Source organism: Archangium sp. Cb G35 (assembly GCF_001896145.1).
In the GTDB taxonomy this organism is placed as follows: Bacteria; Myxococcota; Myxococcia; order Myxococcales; family Myxococcaceae; genus Archangium; species Archangium violaceum.
Map to the genome: position 1 here is coordinate 78,286 of NZ_MPOI01000017.1, position 16,639 is coordinate 94,924.

Below are 16,639 nucleotides of genomic sequence, written 5' to 3' on the forward strand. Positions count from 1 at the left end.
CCTACGGCCGGAGACATCACGCGCGGCGTCGTTCCAGGCTCATCCCCTCCTCCAGCAAGGCACCGACGTCCAGCACCAGCACGGTGCGCCGGTTGGCCAGGTCCGCGGCGCCGGAGATCCCTCGCACGCCCTGCAAGCGGCCGCCCAGGGACTTCACGACGATGTCCTGCTGGCCCTGAAGCTCGTCCACGGCGATGCCCAGCCGCTCCTGGGCCAGGCCGGCGACCACCACGAAGTGCCGGTCGTTCTGGCGCTCGGGGTGGCCGAACTGCCGGGCCAGGCGCATCAGGGGCAACGTGGTTCCCCGTACGTCCAGCACCTCGCGCCGCTCCACGGTGCGGATCTCCGAGGGCTTCACGGAGAGGATCTCCAGCACGCTGTTGAGTGGAACCGCGTAGGTGCGCCCGCTCACGCCCACCACCAGGGCGCGGATGATGGCCAGGGTGACGGGCAGCGTGAGGTGGAAGGCCGTGCCCTGCCCGCGCTCGCTCCACACGTCGATGATGCCGGACAGGTTGCCGATGTTGTTCTTCACCACGTCCAGGCCCACGCCGCGGCCGGACAGCTCGGACACGCTGCGGGCGGTGGAGAAGCCCGGCAGGAAGATGAGGTTGAGCAGCTCACGCCGGCTCATTTCCCGCGCCTGGGCCTCGGTGATGAGGTTCTTGCGCAGCGCCATGTCGCGCACGCCCAGCTCGTCGATGCCCGCCCCGTCGTCGCTCACCTCGATGACGACGTGATTGCCCTTCTGCTCGGCCCGCAGGGACACGCGCGCCCGCCGGGACTTGCCCGCCGCCAGCCGCGCCTCCGGCGACTCCGCGCCGTGGTCGATGGCGTTGCGGATGATGTGCATCAACGGATCGCTCAGCTCCTCGACGATGAGCTTGTCCAGCTCCACGTCGCCGCCGCCGATGACGAAGTCGATCTCCTTGCCCGCGTCCCGGGCGATCCGGCGCACCAGCCGGGCCAGCCGGTCGAACACCTGGCCCACGGGCACCATGCGCGCCTCGAGCAGGCCCTGCTGGAGCGCGTCCAGCTTGCGCTCCAACTGCCGCGTCTCGCGCGACAGCTCCTGGCCCCACATCTTGCTGGAGAGCATCACCGAGCCCTCCTGCTGACGCGAGGCCTCCACCATGCGCTGCAGGTTGGCCTTGATGAGCAGCAGCTCGCCCACGGTGTTCATCAGCGCGTCCAGGCGGCTGATGTCCACGCGCACCGTCTGGGTGAGCGAGCGCGCCGACTCGTTCTCCATCCGCGGACCGCGCGGGGACACCGGCTCGTCCGTGAGCGTGCGCACCGGGGGCCCGGCCAGCTCGGCGCGGGGAGGCGAGGTGGACTCGCCCATCCGCATCGCCTCCAGCACCCCCTGGGTGAGATCCTCCGGGCTGGCCTCCTCCACGGCGCGCAGCAGCGGGGCCTGGACGGGGCTCTCCGTCACCGCGGCGGGTGTCTCCGCGCCACCGCCCTTGGGAGCCCGCTTCTTGCGCGGCTTCTTGGGCGCCGCGGGCGCCTCGGCGGCGGAAGGAACGGACTGACGGAGCCCCTGGGCCACGGACTGCGCCACGGGGGCGTGCGCCGCGGGAGCCGGAGCACCGCCGGCCGCGGCGCGCACCTTCAGCGCGAAGAGCTGCGCGGGCGTGCCCTGGAGCTTCGCCGCCAGCTCCGACTCCGGCACCTTGGCGCCGAAGATGAGATCGAACGCGATGCCCGAGGCCCCGCCCGGCTCCGAGGAAGGCAGCGTGCTGACGACCTCACCCAGCGGCTTGAGGCGCGAGTTGAGCTCGGCCAGCCCCGTGTCGAAGTCGGACAGGTCGAACGCGGCGCGCACGCGGAAGAGGGCCACGCCGCGGCGCACGTTCTCGCGCAGGCGGTGCTCCTCGTACTCGGTGAAGACGGCGCGCACCTGCGCGTCCAGCTCCAGCCGGTCGAGCGGATCCTCGTCCACGGCGGCCGACGTCATGCCCAGGTTCGCCAGCCGCGTGCCCAGCTCCGTCACGCGTCCGCTCAGCGCGTCCGAGGACTCCTCGCGGGACGCCTCGGCCAGCAGGGCCTGGAGCACGTCCAGCGTCTCGATGAGCGAGTCCAGCGCCTGATCATCCAGCGACAGCTTGCCCAGCCGCAGCCGGTCCAGCAGATCCTCGGCCTGATGGGCGAGCTTCGAGATGCGCTCCTGCCCGAAGAGCGCGGACAGGCCCTTGAGCGAGTGCGCCGCCCGGAAGATGCCGTTGATGAGATCCGGTTCCGGATCCGTGCCGCGCTGTTGATCCAGCACGAGCAGATCCTTGCCCAGGGCCTCGAGGATCTCCGTCCCCTCGGCAACGAACTCCGCGAGTGCTTTTCCGGCCTGGTTCACGCGAGCTTGAGGTAGCGGCGCACGAGCCCGATCAGGCTCTGCGGCGAGAAGGGCTTGACGAGATACTCCGCCGCGCCGAGCGCCAGTCCGCGGTCGCGATCCTTCTCACGGCCCTCGGTGGTGACGATGAACAGCGGCGTGTCGCGGTAGTTGGGGTTCTTCTTGACGAAGTTGATGAGCTCCAGCCCGTTGATGTCCGGCATGTTGATGTCGGTGATGATGAGATCGAACCGGTGCCGGGGCAGGAGCTTGAGGGCCTCGAAGCCGCTGCTGGTGGCGAACGCCTCCAGACCGGAGATGGACTCCACCGTCGCGGCGATCAGCTCGCGCGACGCCTTGGAATCCTCCACGATCAGGATCTTGAACTTCATGGGTTGGAACCGGCCCCCCCATCGTAGCAGAACGGAGGGCGGCGGCGAGCTTCAGCCCTTACGTCCCGGCAGGCGGCGTGCCAGTTCCTTGTCCGCCAGGACGGCGACCTTCTTGCCTCCCTTGAAAGACGGGATGAACTTGTCTGTCAGGGAAGCGGCCCGGGCGGCCTCGTCCAGCGCGCCGGTGCCAGGGATTTCCAGGGCCACGCCCTCCACCTTCGCCCGGGCGAGCACCTGGCCGGCGTTGGCGAGGGCCTCGCCCAGCGAGGAGGCATCCATGCCCTTCCTGCGCCCCAGGCCGATGACGAAGATGCGGGGCACGGGGAAGCGGCCATCGGCGGGCAGCAGGAGCGAGTCACCTTGGGCGCCCACGAAGAAGCCGGACTGGAGCACGCGCGACAGGGCGCCGCACAGCCGCCAGTCCACGTAACCGGCCGAGCCCGGCAGGGGCCGGTCGTCCTCGCCGACGAAGAGGCAGAGCGCGTCCACCCCCTCCAGCGAGTCCAGGCCCTGCAGGCCGACGTCGTAGGCGGCGACGTTCACTGCTTCCCCAGCGCGGCGGCCACGCGGTCCAGCAGGCCGTTGACGAAGGCGCTGGACTCCTCGGTGCCGAAATTCTTGCCCAGCTCCACCGCTTCGTTGAGGGACACCTTCTTGGGGATGTCCGGGCGGTACTTCAGCTCGAAGACGCCCAGGCGCAGCACGTTGCGGTCGATGCGGGACATGCGATCCAACCGCCAGTTGTGGCTGTGCTGCTCGATGAGCCGGTCGATCTCCGCGCGGTTCCCCATGACGCCGTCCACCAGCTCGCGGGCGAACTTCACCGCCTCGGGCTCCTTGTGGGCCTCCTCGGTGGCGGCCCACGCGGACTCGAGGGCCTCGTGGACGGACCCGGGCGTCATCTCCAGTTGGTAGAGCGCCTGCAGCGCGCGCTCGCGTGCGGTTCTCCGAGCGCCCATGGCTAACCCTTCTTCCCGTCCGTGGCCAGGGTGGTGGCCAGCTTCGCGTGGAGGTTGACCATCTCGATGCAAGCGGCGGCGGCCTCGGCGCCCTTGTTGCCGGCCTTCACGCCGGCCCGGTCGATGGCCTGCTCCACCGTGTCGCACGTCAGCACGCCGAAGGTGACGGCCGCCTGCGCGTTGAAGGCCACATTGCCGATGCCCTTGGCGCACTCGCCCGCCACGTAGTCGAAGTGCGGGGTGCCGCCGCGGATGACGGCGCCCAGGGTGATGATGCCCACGTAGGCACGCGATTCCGCCACGCGCCGCGTGAGCGCCGGCAGTTCGTAGGTGCCGGGGCAGCGGAAGACGTCGATGTCGCCGTCGGACACTCCATGGCGCACCAGCGTGTCCACCGCGCCCTTCACCAGCTCCTCGGTGATGAATGCGTTGAAACGGGCCACGCAGATGGCGAAACGGCCCTTGGGAGGAAGAAAGTCACCTTCGATGTAGCGAGGCATGTGCGGCTCCTCTCTACACCAGCCACCCGGCTGGCGTCCCTACAGAGTTTTCCTGAGTCTTTTTCAAGCAGTGAGCTTCAGGACGTCTTACGGCGGCGGGGAGGGCGGCGCGCGGCCACCCGCCGGACGGGCTCGGCGGACAGGGTGAGCGGAATCTGCTCCACCACCTCCAGCGAGTAGCTCTCCAACCCCACGATCTTCTTGGGGTTGTTGGTGAGCAGCCGCAGCCGGGACAGCCCCAGGTCCTTGAGGATTTGAGCCCCCACGCCGAACTCGCGCAGGCGCGTCTGGTCGTTGTTGCCCGGCACGGCCTCCTCGTTGGAGACGTGGGTGCACTGCAGCCGGTTCTTCGGGGGCACGTCGCGCTGGAGGAAGACGACCACGCCGCGCCCCGCCGCCTGAATCCGCTGGAAGGCCTGCTCGAGCTGGCTGCCGCAGTCGCACCCGGCGCTGCCCAACAGGTCCCCCACGAGGCAGGCCCGGTGGACGCGGGTGAGCACGGGCTCGCGGCCGGAGATGTCGCCCTTGACGAGGGCCACGTGCACCGCGCTGTCCACGTCGCTGCCGTAGGTGTAGGCCTGGAAGGTGCCCTGCCCCCGGCGCTCCAGCTTCGCCTCGCCGATGCGCCGGATGAGCCGCTCGCGTTCCAGCCGGTAGCGGATGATGTCGGCCACGGACAGCAGCACCATCTTGTGCTTCCGGGCGAACTTCACCAGGTCCGGCCGGCGGGCCATGGTCCCGTCCGGGTTCATGATCTCGCAGATGACGCCGGAGGGCGAGAGGCCGGCCAGGCGCGCCAGGTCCACGCTGCCCTCGGTCTGGCCGGTGCGCACGAGCACCCCGCCGTCACGGGCGCGCAGCGGGAAGACGTGGCCGGGCCGGGCCAGGTCGCTCGGCTTCGCGTTGGGGGCCACGGCGACCTTGATGGTGTGGGCGCGGTCCGCGGCGGAGATGCCGGTGGAGACGCCCTGCGCGGCCTCGATGGAGACGGTGAAGGCCGTCTGGAAGGACGAGGTGTTGTCCTGCACCATGAGGGGCAGGTTGAGCCGGCGGATGCGCTCCTCGACGAGCGACAGGCAGATGAGCCCGCGCCCGTGGGTGGCCATGAAGTTGATGGCCTCCGGCGTCACCTTCTCCGCCGCCATGACGAGGTCTCCCTCGTTCTCCCGGTCCTCGTCATCCGTGAGGATGACCATGCGCCCCTTGCGGATCTCCGCGAGCGCCTGCTCCACCAGGGAGATGCTGTCCGACTCGTGCTGCCTGCCACCACCGCGCGCCATTGCGTCCTGGCCTTTCCTTCTAATCATCCGCCGAAACCGGCCGCCTTGATGACCGCCTCGGAGAGCCCGCCACCGGGCCCCTGACGCAGCGACACCAGCCGCGCCACGTACTTGCCAATCATGTCCCCCTCCAGGTTCACCCGCTCCCCCACGGCCTTGGCCCGGAGCGTGGTGCGCTCCTGCGTCTCGGGGATGAGTTGCACGCTGAAGCGGTCCACCCCCACCGTGTTGACGGTGAGGCTGATGCCGTCGATGGCCACCGAGCCCTTCTCGATGAAGAAGGGGGCCAGCGCCTCGGGGAGCCGGAAGGCCATCACCCACGAGCCGCCCTCGGGCCGCGTCTCCAACACCTCGCTCACGGCGTCCACGTGCCCGCTGACGAGGTGGCCGCCCAGCCGGTCGCCCAGGGCCAGCGCCCGCTCGAGGTTGACGCGCGAGCCGGGGCCCACGGCCCCCAGGGTGGTGCGCCGGAGCGTCTCCGGAGCCGCCTGCACCCGGAACGAGTCCCCGCTCCGCTCCACCACCGTCAGGCAGGCGCCGTCCACGGCGATCGATTCACCGAGCGCGAAGTCCTTCGCACCCAGCGCCGTGCGAATCCACACGTCCGTCATCCCTCCGGGGATGACCCGCTCCACCACGCCGATGTCCTGGATGAGTCCGGTGAACATTTCGGGCTGGCTTATAACGGATTCCAGCCCGAGGTTCCGCTAGAGCCTGCCTCGACCCCGCAGGCAAGCTCACGAGGGCCATCACCCCCGGATGCCGTCCAGGAGGAAGGCCTTGCCCGTGGCTTCACCACCGCACGGGCAGAGACTCGAAACCGCGGAACATCAGGCTGTGGCACTTGAGCTGCGGCGCCTGCTCCTCGTCCAGGCGCAGGCCCGGCAGGAGCGTCAACAGCACCTCGAACGTAATCTCCAGCTCGCGGCGAGCCAGACCCGCACCAATGCAATGATGGGGCCCGAAGGTGAAGGCCATGTGCTTGTTGTGCAGGTGGTCGCGGCTGATGTCGAACCGATCTGGATCCGGGAAGGCCTGGGGATCGCGGTTGGCGGCGGCCAGCCCCATGAACACCACGTCCCCCTTCTTGATGGTCTTGCCACGCAGCTCGAAGGTCTCCGCGGCGATCCGGTGCATGAAGGGGACCGCCGGGCTGAAGCGCAGCATCTCCTCCACGGCGGACTTCACCAGGCCGAGATCCGACTGGAGCTTCTGGAGTTCCTCCGGATGCGTCAGCAGCGCGTACAGACCGTTGCTGATCTGATCCGTGGTGGTGGTGTGTCCGGCGAAGAGGATGAGGCTGGTGTTGGACACCAGCTCATTCAGGGTCATGCGCCCTGCCTCCTGCGCCTGCACCATCTGGCTGAGCGCGTCGTGCCCGGGGTTGTGGCGGCGCTCCTCGATGAGGCCCTTGAGATATTGGGTCAACTCCCCGATCGCCTTGTTGCCCTCACGGGCCAGTGCCACCACGTCGGTGCCCGCGGCGGGGGCATTGAAATCCGCGATGGGGTGCGACCACTCCAGGAACTTGTCACGATCCTCCCGGGGAATCCCGAGGAACTCCGCGATCACGATGGGAGGCAGCTGGGTGGACACCGCCTTCACCACGTCCATGCGCCCCTGTTGCTTGACGCGCTCCACCAACTGCTCCGCGGTCTGGCGGATGGCCGGGCGCCAGGCGTCGAGCGCCTGGGGCGAGAAACCCACGGAGGTCTGCCGGCGCATCCGGATATGCTCCGAGCCGTCCCGCATGGACATCTGATGGGTGAGCGACCACATGAGGTTGTCGATGAGGCCCGGGCCAATCTGCTCGAGCGGCCCGAGCTGGGCCTGGTAGAACGCCATCCGGTTGGCGCTCAGGCGCGGATCGCGAAAGCAATTCAGCACGTCGTCGTAGCGCGTGACGAACCACGCATGCACCGCGTCCGACCAATAGACCGGGTCTGCCTCTCTCAGCCGCTTGTAGAAAGGAAGAGGCTCGAGGAGATTCTTGGGGCTGACGGGGTTGCCGTCGAACTGCTCCGCTTCGCTCGCCATAGCGTCCCTGGTAGAAGTGACAGGCTCGGTGGGGTCGGGCACGAGCGGGAGGCTAAGCGCTACGGACGGGGTTGTCGACGTTCGTGAGACCCTGAGTGTGCCGTACGCGATGCCCTTGCCCCCGCGCTCCTCGGAGCGCCCGCGGGACCCGCCGGGTCAGGACTGGCGGGCCCAACCCCTGGCGGTGTGAGCAGCGCACTCACCCCTTGCGGGCCATGAATTCGCGGATGTACGGGATGACCTGTGCCGACCGCTGCAAGGTGACCCAGTGTGTCGCCCCTGGGAACTCATGGAAGGTGAGATCGGGCACGTACTCCTTCAATCCATCGAGGCAGCCCGAGAGGAGCGCGGGGTCCGCAGTCCCCCAGAGCATGAGCACGGGGAAGCTCGCCTTCCACTTCTCCTGGGGAACCCCCTCCAGGAGGTTGCTGCCACCCGGGTAGCCATTCCCGTCCGGGGGGCCGAGCCTCGCGGCCCGGTAGTAGTTGAGGCTGGACTCGATTGCGCCAGGAGCCCCCCAGGTGCCCACCCACTCCGCGACATCCTCGTCCGAGAGCTGCGCTCCCCCTTTGCGAGCGTCCTCGATGACCGACTGGCGCATGAAGGCGAAGTCGTTTGCCTCGAGCTGGGCGCCGATGCCCGGAATGGAGAAGGTCAGCATGTACTTGCTGGCCTCCTGCTGCTTTGGGTTCTCCCGCAGCTCGCGGTTGAACAGGGCAGGGTGTGTGATGTTGGCGGTGATGAACCTTCGGACGTACTCCGGGTGCCGCAGCGCGAAGCTCCAGCCCAGCAGTGCGCCCCAGTCCTGGCTCACCACGGTGACCTTGCGCAGGCCCAGGTGGTCCAACAGCGCGCGCACGTCCTCCACCAGGAGCTTGATGTCGTACTGCTCGACCTCATTGGGCCGCGTGGTCTGGTTGTAACCCCGGAGATCTGGAGCGATGGCCAGATGGTCCTTCGAGAACTCCGCGAGATACCGCTTCCAGACTCCCCAGTATTCGGGACATCCGTGGAGGAAAAGGATGGGCTCCCCCTTCCCTTCCATCACGTAGTGCATTCGGATGCCGTTGATATCCGCGTAGGCGTGCCGCATGTCGCTCATCCAGGGGAACAAGGTGCGCTCGCCGCACCATGTTCCAGATGATGCCACGACCGCAGAATGCTTCTAATCGGAATCAGGAGCACATGTGCTCGAACGCGATCAGGCAGTGAACAGAACACGAAAGCACAGTGCGGAGGGTGCCGGGGCAGAGGTTCGGTTGACCCGAACCCCGCCTGCAGCGGCAGCCCTCCGTGAAACAAGCGCCAGCGCGGGACTGGGGCGCGCCGCTCAGCCCTGGGCGTCGCTCCGCCCGCCCCGCTTCTCGTCGCCCTGCCAGCCGTAGTTGCCCACGAACTGGGTCACCGTCTCGGCCACTCCATTCACCACGGTCAGCGCCTCGTCCGAGGCACGCAGCTGTTCCATCGTCTGGTCCATCATCGTGGAGAGCTGGGTGACCGCCTGGACGATCTGCACGATACCGCTGTTCTGCTGCGTCACGGCCGCGGTGATCTGCCGCACCGACGAGGCGTTGTCCCTCACGATGCCCGCGAGCTCCTGGATGCGGGTGCCGAACTCACGCACCTGGACGATACTGGCCTCCACGCGCACGGTGCCCTGCTCCATCATCGACACCGAGGTGCGAATGGCCGAGCTGATGTCCAGGAGGATCTCCCGCACCTTGGTGGTCGCCTTGATGGACTGATCCGCCAGCGAGCGGATTTCTCGCGCCACCACACCGAAACCCCGTCCGTGCTCACCGGAGCGCACGGCCTCGATGGCGGCGTTGAGCGCCAGCATGTTCGACTGGTCGGCCAGATCCTTCACCGTGGTCGTGATGTGGCCGATCTGACGCGCCCGATCTCCAAGCGCCTTGATCTGCCGCGACATCTCTCGCACCTGATCGCCGATCTGCTGGATGCTGTCGAGGCTGTGCTCGATGGCGGACTGACCCAGCCGGCTGATCTCGTCGGCCTTCTCCGTCTTGTGCAGGATGTCTTCTGCCTTCTGAGCGGCAAGCGCGGAGGTCTCCTTGATCTCCTGGGTGGTGACCTGGGTCTCCTGCAAGGCCGTCGCCTGGAGGGTGAGCACCTCCGTCTGCTTGGAGGTGGACAACCCCAGCTGCTCGGCCGAGCCGCGCAGGTTGTTCGCCGACTCACCCAGCGACAGCGAGAAGGCGCGCAGCTGCTCGAAGGCCTGCGCGGTGGCCAGCGAGAGATCGCCGACCTCATCGGTGGAGATCCAATCCGGCAGCTTCGGCTTGCCCGACGCCAGGGCCTGCATGGCCTCTTGCACGCACCGGGCAGCCTCGGACTGATGCTGGGCAATCCGCCACGCGGACAGCGCGGCGTTGACCAGCAGGAAGATGCCCAGCAACGTCAACGGAACCCCGATGCTCACCTTCAGCTTGTCGATGGATTGTTCCAGCACATCGAGGAACGGGAGCGAAGGGTTGCTCACCACGAGGGTCCGCATGTCCTCATAGGCGCCGAGCGCCTCCTTCCCGACGATGGTGGCGGTGAACATCAACGTGTTCGCCACGAACAACCCGAACGCGTAGGGCAGGTACCAGCGCTGCCGCGGCCACAAGAGTCCACCACCCCGGAGGGCCGCCTCTGGGTGTTTATGGAACTCCTCGATGGCGTACGGGCTCATGATCTTCTCGAGGGCGAGACGGATCTGCAGCCAGACCAGCAGCGAAATCAGCATCGCGACGAACGTGGCCCAGGGCACGACCGCGAGGTTCGTCCCGTAGTAGAGGGCCGGGAGACCCACGTACAGACCGACGCCAATCCCCGTACCCGTCGTGAGGTACATCTCGATCGTACGCGGCACCTTCAAGATGCGCGTCAGCCGATCGCCGGGCGCGTCTTCGGCATTGTGGGTGAGCGCCTTCTTCAGCGTGGTGCGAATGACGACAAAGGGCAGGATCAGACCCAGCGTCACGATGAGCCCCGGAAGCAGAGCGATGGCGATGTTGCGCGACCGCTCTCCTTCATGATCCATGATCAGCATGGTCAAGTAGACCAACGGCGGCGTCGCCATGCCCGAGTGGTTCTGATAGCTCTGGAACAGCTTTTTGGTGATCGCGTTCAGCTCAGTTGGCGTCATTTCTAGAAGCGCCCTTAAGTCGCCCTGCTGGAGGAACTGGTTGGCCCGACCATAGCCGACCCGGAGAGCGCAGTGAAGAGCAGGTCGCCCCCTGGCTCAGGGAGCGGGAATGCGGGGCCCCGCCCTCTACCCCAGGCCCCGCGAGGAGAACCCATGAGGTGGGCTCACAGAACCCGCCTTTCGGAGGAAGATTTCTCGTTTTTCTCTTTATCCTGCATTTTGACTTTCCAAAAAGATTCTGCTAGGAGAGTTAGCTCTATGAGCCTCCTGAGCTGGGGGCAATTGCGGCCCCTGCCCGTCCGAGAGGTGGGTAAACATGCGAGGGGGGTCGAGGAGGCAAGGCCCAATGGACTCCAAAGCACTGACTGAGTCGTGGCCGGCGGAAACGCCCTCCGGGACGCAACAGGAGAGTCAGCGTCCGCGGTCACGCGCCCTTTGGGCAGTGGTGGCACACGAGGTGTCATTCATCTACCAGGTCATCCGGAGGGACATCTCTTCGGCTGTCATGCCGGGCCTCATCTTCGGGATCGCGGCCTGGCATGCCGCGGGCGGTTCCGCGCTCGAACTGGTGCCGCAGTTGGGGCGGGGCCTGCTGTACTTCACGCTCTACGCTTTCACGTTCTGCCTCTCCAACCAGCTCATGGGTGTGGAGGAGGATCGGATCAACAAGCCGGACCGTCCGCTGGCACGTGAAATGGTGTCGCTCCGGGGCGCGAGCATCCGTTGGGTGATCGCCATGACCCTCTACACGCTGGTGGGCTGGTGGCTCGGCGTGCTGGAGTGGACCTTGCTCTGGCAGGCAGTGACCATCGTCCACAACCTGCTGCGCGGTGCTCGCAACTGGTTCATCAAGAACCTGTCGATGGGGCTGGGGGTATGGGCGTCACTGGAAGCGGGATGGAGGATCGCGTCCCCCATTGTTCCCCAGGGAGCCCGCGAATGGATGACCTTCCTGTCAGTGTCCGTCTTCCTCCTGGTGCCGCTGCAGGACCTGCGCGACATCGAAGGTGACAAGGACAGCGGGCGCAAGACATTCCCAATGGTGTTCGGCATCACGGCCACACGCAGATTCCTGGGCGTTGGCTTCGTGGCGATGGCGGTGCTCACCCACCTGCTGATGATGCGGCTGGTGGGCGCGCCCATGGCCGACGCCTCACCTCAGGTTCTCGTCTTCGATGCCTTGCTCGCGTTCACGAGTTTGATGATCGCCCTCCAGGTGCTCACCCGGCACCGCCCCGAGCAGGATCACAAGACCTACATGCACTACACGTACTGGTATTGCCTGGCTCTCGCGAGCACCTTCGTCATCATCTGAGGAGATACCCGCCGCGGGGCGAGATGCAGACCCGCCGCCAGGCAAATGCGGTGCGCCCCGGCGTCCCGTCCCGGGGCACTGCCGGGCCACGCCCACCAGGTGGGGGCCCTTGCTGGGAGGCCGATCAGCGCCCCTTCCGGGCGGAGGTGGGCACCGCTCGACCGGAGCCCCCCCCTTCTCCAGTCCGGGCAATCACTACGAGGAGTGGGAGGCCCCGGAAACACCTGCGGAGTTGCCCTCCGGCGGGCGTGCCGTCAACACGCGCCACAGAATGCCAGGGGAGAACAACGTCGCGGGGGACTTCAGCATGTGCTGCACATTCGCGAAGCTCCGGACGACATCCTCATCATGCGCGGCCAGGGACATGATCTGTTTGGTGTACCAACTCATGAACCCGAAGCCTGGAGGCCGGGCACCCTCCACCTCCGGGTGGCTCATGTCCTGGCTCATGGCCATCATCCACGGCAATAGCAACACGGAAGGTACCTGCTTGCGGAAACGCTGAGCCAGGCCGGTGAGAGAACCCGGAGGCTGGTTGCGCAAACACTTGTCGAGCAGCATCACCTGCAGCGCAGCGGACGTCATGCCCTGGCCGTACAGCGGGTTGAGGCTGCACACCGCATCCCCGAGCACCACCAGGTGCTCAGGGAAGCGGCTCATCTGATCATAATGCCGGCGCTGGCTGCCGGGAATCTTGTGCTGGACGATCGGCCCCGCCGGCTCGGCGTCCTTGATGGCATCGTAGACGTCGGGCCGCGCCAACGAGCGCGCGTACTCCAGGAACCCGGCATCGTCCGTCGGAGCGTGATCCTTGAGGTAACCCGCCAGCGTCACGAGCCAGCGATCCTTCTCGATGGGGAAGACCATGCCCACGCGCTTCCCATGGGGCGGCTCGGCGTAGATGGCCACCATCAACCAATTCGCCTGATGGTTCTTGGGCCGGTGGAAGATACGGCTGGTGTAGCAGACGTCCGTCTTGATGAGTGTCTGCGGTACACGGGGATAGCCGAGTTGCTCCAACCACTGGGGCGTCTGGGAGCCACGGCCGCTCGCGTCCACCACGAGGTCCACTCCGTCCAGTGTCGTCTCGGCCTCCCCCTTGCGGTGGAGCTGGACGCCCGTGACGCGCGTGTTGTCCGGGGTAGTCAGATAGCCCTTCACCTCGCAGCGATCCATGACCTCCACGTTGGGCAATGCCCGTACGCGCTGACGCACCTTCCAATCCAGCAACCCCCGGCTCTGGCTGTAGGCGATCACACCCGTCTTGGCGCGTACCAACCAATGGCCCGAGTGGAACCAGGCCGCGTCAGACATCTCCGCGGGTGTCGAACCCACGGCCACGAGATCCTCGAAGAGCCCAGGGAAGAGCTCCGCCATGATTTGAGCGCCCTTGGCCAGCAACACGTGGGGGTGTTGGATCTGGGGCGTGCCCTTGCGTGGCTCCGGATCGTCCCGCAGTTCGTCCCGCTCGATGAGGGTGACCTTCTCGAACTGATCGGACAGGACCCTGGCCGTCAGAAGACCCGCCATACTCGAACCGAGTACGACCGCGTGCTTGCCCAACTTGCCCTTCGCGTCACCCGACATCGTCATCACCCTCAGTCTGGGAGGAATTTTACAGGCTGAAGAATAACCGATGAGAGTGTTCGATCCCAAGCAGCGGGTGAGGACAGAGGAGAAGCCGTGCACAGGTACGGCAGGCGGGCAGGTACGGAGCGTGTCCGGACGAGCGCTCGGCGGAGTTGGATTGCTGTCCGATACGTGCTCCTGGCAAGGTGGTCGGCCGCTTCCACGCGACCGACTCGAAGCCCATGCCCCTCTCCCAGCAAGCCAGGACCCGCTTCGCGGTGGTGGCGGCGGCCTTCGCCCTTCCCCTCCTCTACTTCCACCGGGCGGCCTTCTCCGGGAAGATCTTCGCCTCGCGAGACATCCTCCGGGTCTACTACCCGCTGAAGCAGTACTGGGCCGAGCGCGTCTCGCAGTTCCAGTTCCCGGACTGGTACCCGTACAACGCGCTGGGGCAGCCCTACCCGGGCATGCTCATCTCCGGCGCGTTCCACCCGGCCAACCTGCTCTACCTGCTGTTGCCGCTGGGGATGGCGCTCAAGTTCATCACCCTGCTGTCCTATATGGCGGCGCTGGGCGGCACGTACCTCTTCGGCCGGCTGTGGGGCCTGGGCCGCGGTCCCGCGCTGTTCTCGGGACTCACCTACGCGCTATGCGGCTACATGGTGGGCATCAGCAACAACCTGCTCTACCTCATGGCGGCCGCCACGTTCCCCTGGGCCCTCTGGGGTGCCGAGCGCTTCCTGCGTGCGCCCTCCGTGGGCCGCGCCACCGCCGCCGCCCTCCCGCTGTGCCTCGTCCTCCTCAGTGGAGATGCCCAGAGCTTCGCTCTGTGCAACGGCATGCTGCTGGTGCTCGTGCTGCTGCGCCCGGATCGCCCGGGCGCGCTGCGGGCCGCCCCCCGGGCCGGACTGCTCATCGTGCTCGGCGCGCTCCTGTCCGCGGTGCAGATCCTCCCCATCCTCACCACGGTGAAGAACGCCTGGCCCAGCGCGCCCACGCTCCAGGTGGCCACCTTCTTCCCGTTCCATCCCCTGCGGCTGCTCGAGCTCGCCCTCGGGGCGATCTTCCTCGACCCGGGGTCCGGCACGGCGGCCTCGAGCGTGATGGCGAATGAGCTGTTCCGGACAGGCATGGGGGGCTTCTGGGTGAGCTCGGTGTACATGGGACTCCCGGCCGTCCTGCTGCTCGGCGGCGCCCTGTGGACCTGGCGGCGCCACCCGCTGACCTGGAAGGTGTCCGCCGTCACGCTGGCGATCCTCGCCCTGACGCTGGCGAACCACTTCCCGCTGTACCGCTGGTTCTACCAGTGGGTTCCCCTCTGGAATGCCTTCCGCTACCCGGAGAAGCTGCTGCCCTACGTCCTGTTCCCCTTCGCCCTGGGCGCTGGCACCGGGCTGGAGGCCGTCCTCCGGGATTCCACCCTGTCACGGCGGCTCGGCCGGGCCGGTCTCGTGCTCGCCGGTGTTTGTGGACTGCTCGCGCTGGGCGAGTGGCGGTTGCGGCTGTTCTCCAGCGGCGTCATCCACTCCCTCTGGAAGAGGGCGGATTCCCCCACCCTGGAGGTGCTCCACGGCAACTTCCTCCAGGCCACCGGGGTGGGCGCCATCACGCTCGCGCTGATGGGCCTGGTGCTGGCGGCGCTGGCGCGAGCCCTCCCCCCGGCACGGGGCGTGGCGCTCCTCCTCGGGCTCCAGTTCGCCGCCCTCTACCAGGCCAACGAGGGCACCTACCACGTGACCTACCCGGACGTGCTTGAACAGCCCACGGGCTTCATGAAGGTCATCGTGCAGCGAGAGGCGGAGGCGGGCGCGGTGCGGCCGCGGGTCTTCGCGGGCGCGGAGGATCTCTCACCCCGCGAGGTCCCCGAGGAGCTCCATCCCGTGGACATCATGTCCATCAACTTCGTCGCGGGGCTCGCGCCGGATACGCCCGCGCTCTGGCACATGGAGAGCGCAGGGCCCTACCTGCCCGCCGCCTCCCGGCGGATGGCCGGGCTGCTCTACTCGCCCGACTCCGCCCAGCTCTGGTGGGGCCGCCTCGCCGGCCTCTACCACGTGCGCTACCTCACCCTGGAGACCCGGACCTATCAGCAGATCTCCGGCAACCCGAAGGTCGTCCTCGGGCAGGATCGCCTCCTGGGGCCGGGCGTGGTGCTGCTCAACCATCCGAACACGCTGCCTCGCGCCTACCTGGCCACGCCCGTCTGCGTGCCGGACGAGCCCTCCGCTCGCGCCCTCCTGCTCTCGCGCACCTTCCATCCCCACCAGCAGGCCGTGCTGGAGTGCCCTCCCGGAACCCCACGCGACGAGGCACCCGCCTCGCCTGGAGAGCCCGGCCAGGTGCGCATCGTCCACTACGCGCCGGAGTCCGTGGAGCTCGAGGTGGACGCACGCGCGCCGGCGGCCCTGGTGCTCAACGACGCCTTCTACGACGGGTGGAGCGCGACGCTGGACGGACAGCCCACGCCCGTCCTCCCGGCCAACCTCGCGGTGCGCGGCGTGCGCGTGCCCGCGGGCTCCCACCGCGTCACCTTCACCTACCGCACGCCGCATCTGGTGCTCGGGGCCGTCATCTCCCTGGCGACCCTGGGACTGCTCGGGCTCGCGGTGCTCGTGGAGCGCCGGAGGCGGGCTCAGGCCTTCTTCGAGCCCTCGATGTAGCCCGCCATCGCCTCCAGGTCCGAGATGATGGCCTTCTTGAAGCTGCCCAGCAGGAACCGGCCGAACAGCTCTAGGATGAACCCCATCCCGCCGATCTCCGCCTCCATGGTCAGCGCCGTCTTCCCGCCCGAGGGCTCGAGCCGGTAGCGGAAGCGGTAGTGTCCGCGCTTCGAGCTGCCCTGCGTCCCGTCCACGTACAGCTCGAGCGACTTGCTGGGCTCCAGCCCGGTGACCTCGAAGAGCTCGCTGGCGTCCCTGCCGAACATACGCCGCGTCTCGCGCCACTTCGTTCCCACCCCGAATCTGCCCGGGGTGAGCTTCTCGATGCCCACGAAGTTCGGCATCCACCTGCTCGCGGCGTCCAGGTCCTTCAGGGCGTCGAAGACACGCTCCGGTGACGCGGCGATCTCCTTCCGTACGGTGAACTCAAGGGCCATGGCATGC

The 16,639-nt window shown here is 67.5% G+C and carries 14 protein-coding genes; 2 read left to right on the plus strand and 12 right to left on the minus strand.

Annotated elements, in window-relative coordinates; all coding sequences use genetic code 11:
* Positions 1-16: 16 nt before the first annotated feature.
* From BO221_RS42560 to BO221_RS42605, 10 genes are all read right to left on the minus strand, one after another.
* On the minus strand, positions 17-2,353 hold the full coding sequence (locus BO221_RS42560; protein ID WP_073566656.1) for a chemotaxis protein CheA: 2,337 nt from the start codon (positions 2,351-2,353) through the stop codon (positions 17-19).
* On the minus strand, positions 2,350-2,724 hold the full coding sequence (locus tag BO221_RS42565) for a response regulator (RefSeq protein ID WP_073566657.1): 375 nt from the start codon (positions 2,722-2,724) through the stop codon (positions 2,350-2,352). The genes BO221_RS42560 and BO221_RS42565 overlap by 4 nt, the downstream gene beginning before the upstream one ends.
* A 51-nt stretch (positions 2,725-2,775) precedes the next feature.
* Positions 2,776-3,267: a M17 family peptidase N-terminal domain-containing protein gene (locus BO221_RS42570; protein ID WP_073566658.1), complete on the minus strand. Its 492-nt coding sequence runs from the start codon at positions 3,265-3,267 to the stop codon at positions 2,776-2,778.
* Entirely contained in the window at positions 3,264-3,683 is a 420-nt protein-coding gene (gene nusB, locus BO221_RS42575) for a transcription antitermination factor NusB (RefSeq protein WP_073566659.1), read from the minus strand. Before nusB ends, BO221_RS42570 begins: the two co-directional genes overlap by 4 nt.
* A gap of 2 nt (positions 3,684-3,685) precedes the next feature.
* Complete coding sequence (gene ribE / locus BO221_RS42580; protein WP_073566660.1) at positions 3,686-4,183, minus strand: 6,7-dimethyl-8-ribityllumazine synthase; 498 nt, start codon at positions 4,181-4,183, stop codon at positions 3,686-3,688.
* 77 nt (positions 4,184-4,260) lie between these two features.
* Complete coding sequence (gene ribB / locus BO221_RS42585) at positions 4,261-5,463, minus strand: 3,4-dihydroxy-2-butanone-4-phosphate synthase (RefSeq protein ID WP_073566661.1); 1,203 nt, start codon at positions 5,461-5,463, stop codon at positions 4,261-4,263.
* Positions 5,464-5,486: 23 nt separating this feature from the next.
* Positions 5,487-6,131: a riboflavin synthase gene (locus BO221_RS42590; protein WP_073566662.1), complete on the minus strand. Its 645-nt coding sequence runs from the start codon at positions 6,129-6,131 to the stop codon at positions 5,487-5,489.
* A gap of 124 nt (positions 6,132-6,255) precedes the next feature.
* Positions 6,256-7,500, minus strand: a complete 1,245-nt coding sequence (locus BO221_RS42595) for a cytochrome P450 (protein ID WP_073566663.1) — start codon at positions 7,498-7,500, stop codon at positions 6,256-6,258.
* Positions 7,501-7,699: 199 nt separating this feature from the next.
* On the minus strand, positions 7,700-8,593 hold the full coding sequence (locus BO221_RS42600) for an alpha/beta fold hydrolase (protein WP_073566830.1): 894 nt from the start codon (positions 8,591-8,593) through the stop codon (positions 7,700-7,702).
* A gap of 237 nt (positions 8,594-8,830) precedes the next feature.
* Positions 8,831-10,651, minus strand: a complete 1,821-nt coding sequence (locus BO221_RS42605) for a methyl-accepting chemotaxis protein (RefSeq protein ID WP_073566664.1) — start codon at positions 10,649-10,651, stop codon at positions 8,831-8,833.
* Positions 10,652-11,108: 457 nt separating this feature from the next.
* Here BO221_RS42605 and BO221_RS42610 point away from each other — a divergent pair, with 457 nt between their 5' ends.
* On the plus strand, positions 11,109-11,966 hold the full coding sequence (locus tag BO221_RS42610; protein WP_158080012.1) for a UbiA family prenyltransferase: 858 nt from the start codon (positions 11,109-11,111) through the stop codon (positions 11,964-11,966).
* A 195-nt stretch (positions 11,967-12,161) separates the two neighbouring features.
* On the opposite strand, the gene BO221_RS42615 is transcribed toward BO221_RS42610, so the two are convergent.
* The gene (locus BO221_RS42615; protein WP_073566666.1) at positions 12,162-13,553 is read right to left on the minus strand and encodes an NAD(P)/FAD-dependent oxidoreductase; all 1,392 of its coding nucleotides are present in this window, start codon (positions 13,551-13,553) and stop codon (positions 12,162-12,164) included.
* Positions 13,554-13,777: 224 nt separating this feature from the next.
* Here BO221_RS42615 and BO221_RS42620 point away from each other — a divergent pair, with 224 nt between their 5' ends.
* The gene (locus BO221_RS42620) at positions 13,778-16,195 is read left to right on the plus strand and encodes a YfhO family protein (RefSeq protein ID WP_143196013.1); all 2,418 of its coding nucleotides are present in this window, start codon (positions 13,778-13,780) and stop codon (positions 16,193-16,195) included.
* Here BO221_RS42620 and BO221_RS42625 read toward each other — a convergent pair.
* Entirely contained in the window at positions 16,168-16,632 is a 465-nt protein-coding gene (locus tag BO221_RS42625; protein ID WP_073566668.1) for an SRPBCC family protein, read from the minus strand. The genes BO221_RS42620 and BO221_RS42625 overlap by 28 nt on opposite strands.
* Positions 16,633-16,639 lie beyond the last annotated feature (7 nt).

Coding starts and splice junctions, on each gene's coding strand:
- BO221_RS42565 (WP_073566657.1), bottom strand. CDS start 2,724: ATGAAGTTCAAGATCCTGATCGTGGAGGATTCCAAGGCGTCGCGCGAG.
- nusB (WP_073566659.1), bottom strand. CDS start 3,683: ATGGGCGCTCGGAGAACCGCACGCGAGCGCGCGCTGCAGGCGCTCTAC.
- ribE (WP_073566660.1), bottom strand. CDS start 4,183: ATGCCTCGCTACATCGAAGGTGACTTTCTTCCTCCCAAGGGCCGTTTC.
- ribB (WP_073566661.1), bottom strand. CDS start 5,463: ATGGCGCGCGGTGGTGGCAGGCAGCACGAGTCGGACAGCATCTCCCTG.
- BO221_RS42590 (WP_073566662.1), bottom strand. CDS start 6,131: ATGTTCACCGGACTCATCCAGGACATCGGCGTGGTGGAGCGGGTCATC.
- BO221_RS42595 (WP_073566663.1), bottom strand. CDS start 7,500: ATGGCGAGCGAAGCGGAGCAGTTCGACGGCAACCCCGTCAGCCCCAAG.
- BO221_RS42600 (WP_073566830.1), bottom strand. CDS start 8,593: ATGCGGCACGCCTACGCGGATATCAACGGCATCCGAATGCACTACGTG.
- BO221_RS42605 (WP_073566664.1), bottom strand. CDS start 10,651: ATGACGCCAACTGAGCTGAACGCGATCACCAAAAAGCTGTTCCAGAGC.
- BO221_RS42615 (WP_073566666.1), bottom strand. CDS start 13,553: ATGTCGGGTGACGCGAAGGGCAAGTTGGGCAAGCACGCGGTCGTACTC.
- BO221_RS42620 (WP_143196013.1), top strand. CDS start 13,778: ATGCCCCTCTCCCAGCAAGCCAGGACCCGCTTCGCGGTGGTGGCGGCG.
- BO221_RS42625 (WP_073566668.1), bottom strand. CDS start 16,632: ATGGCCCTTGAGTTCACCGTACGGAAGGAGATCGCCGCGTCACCGGAG.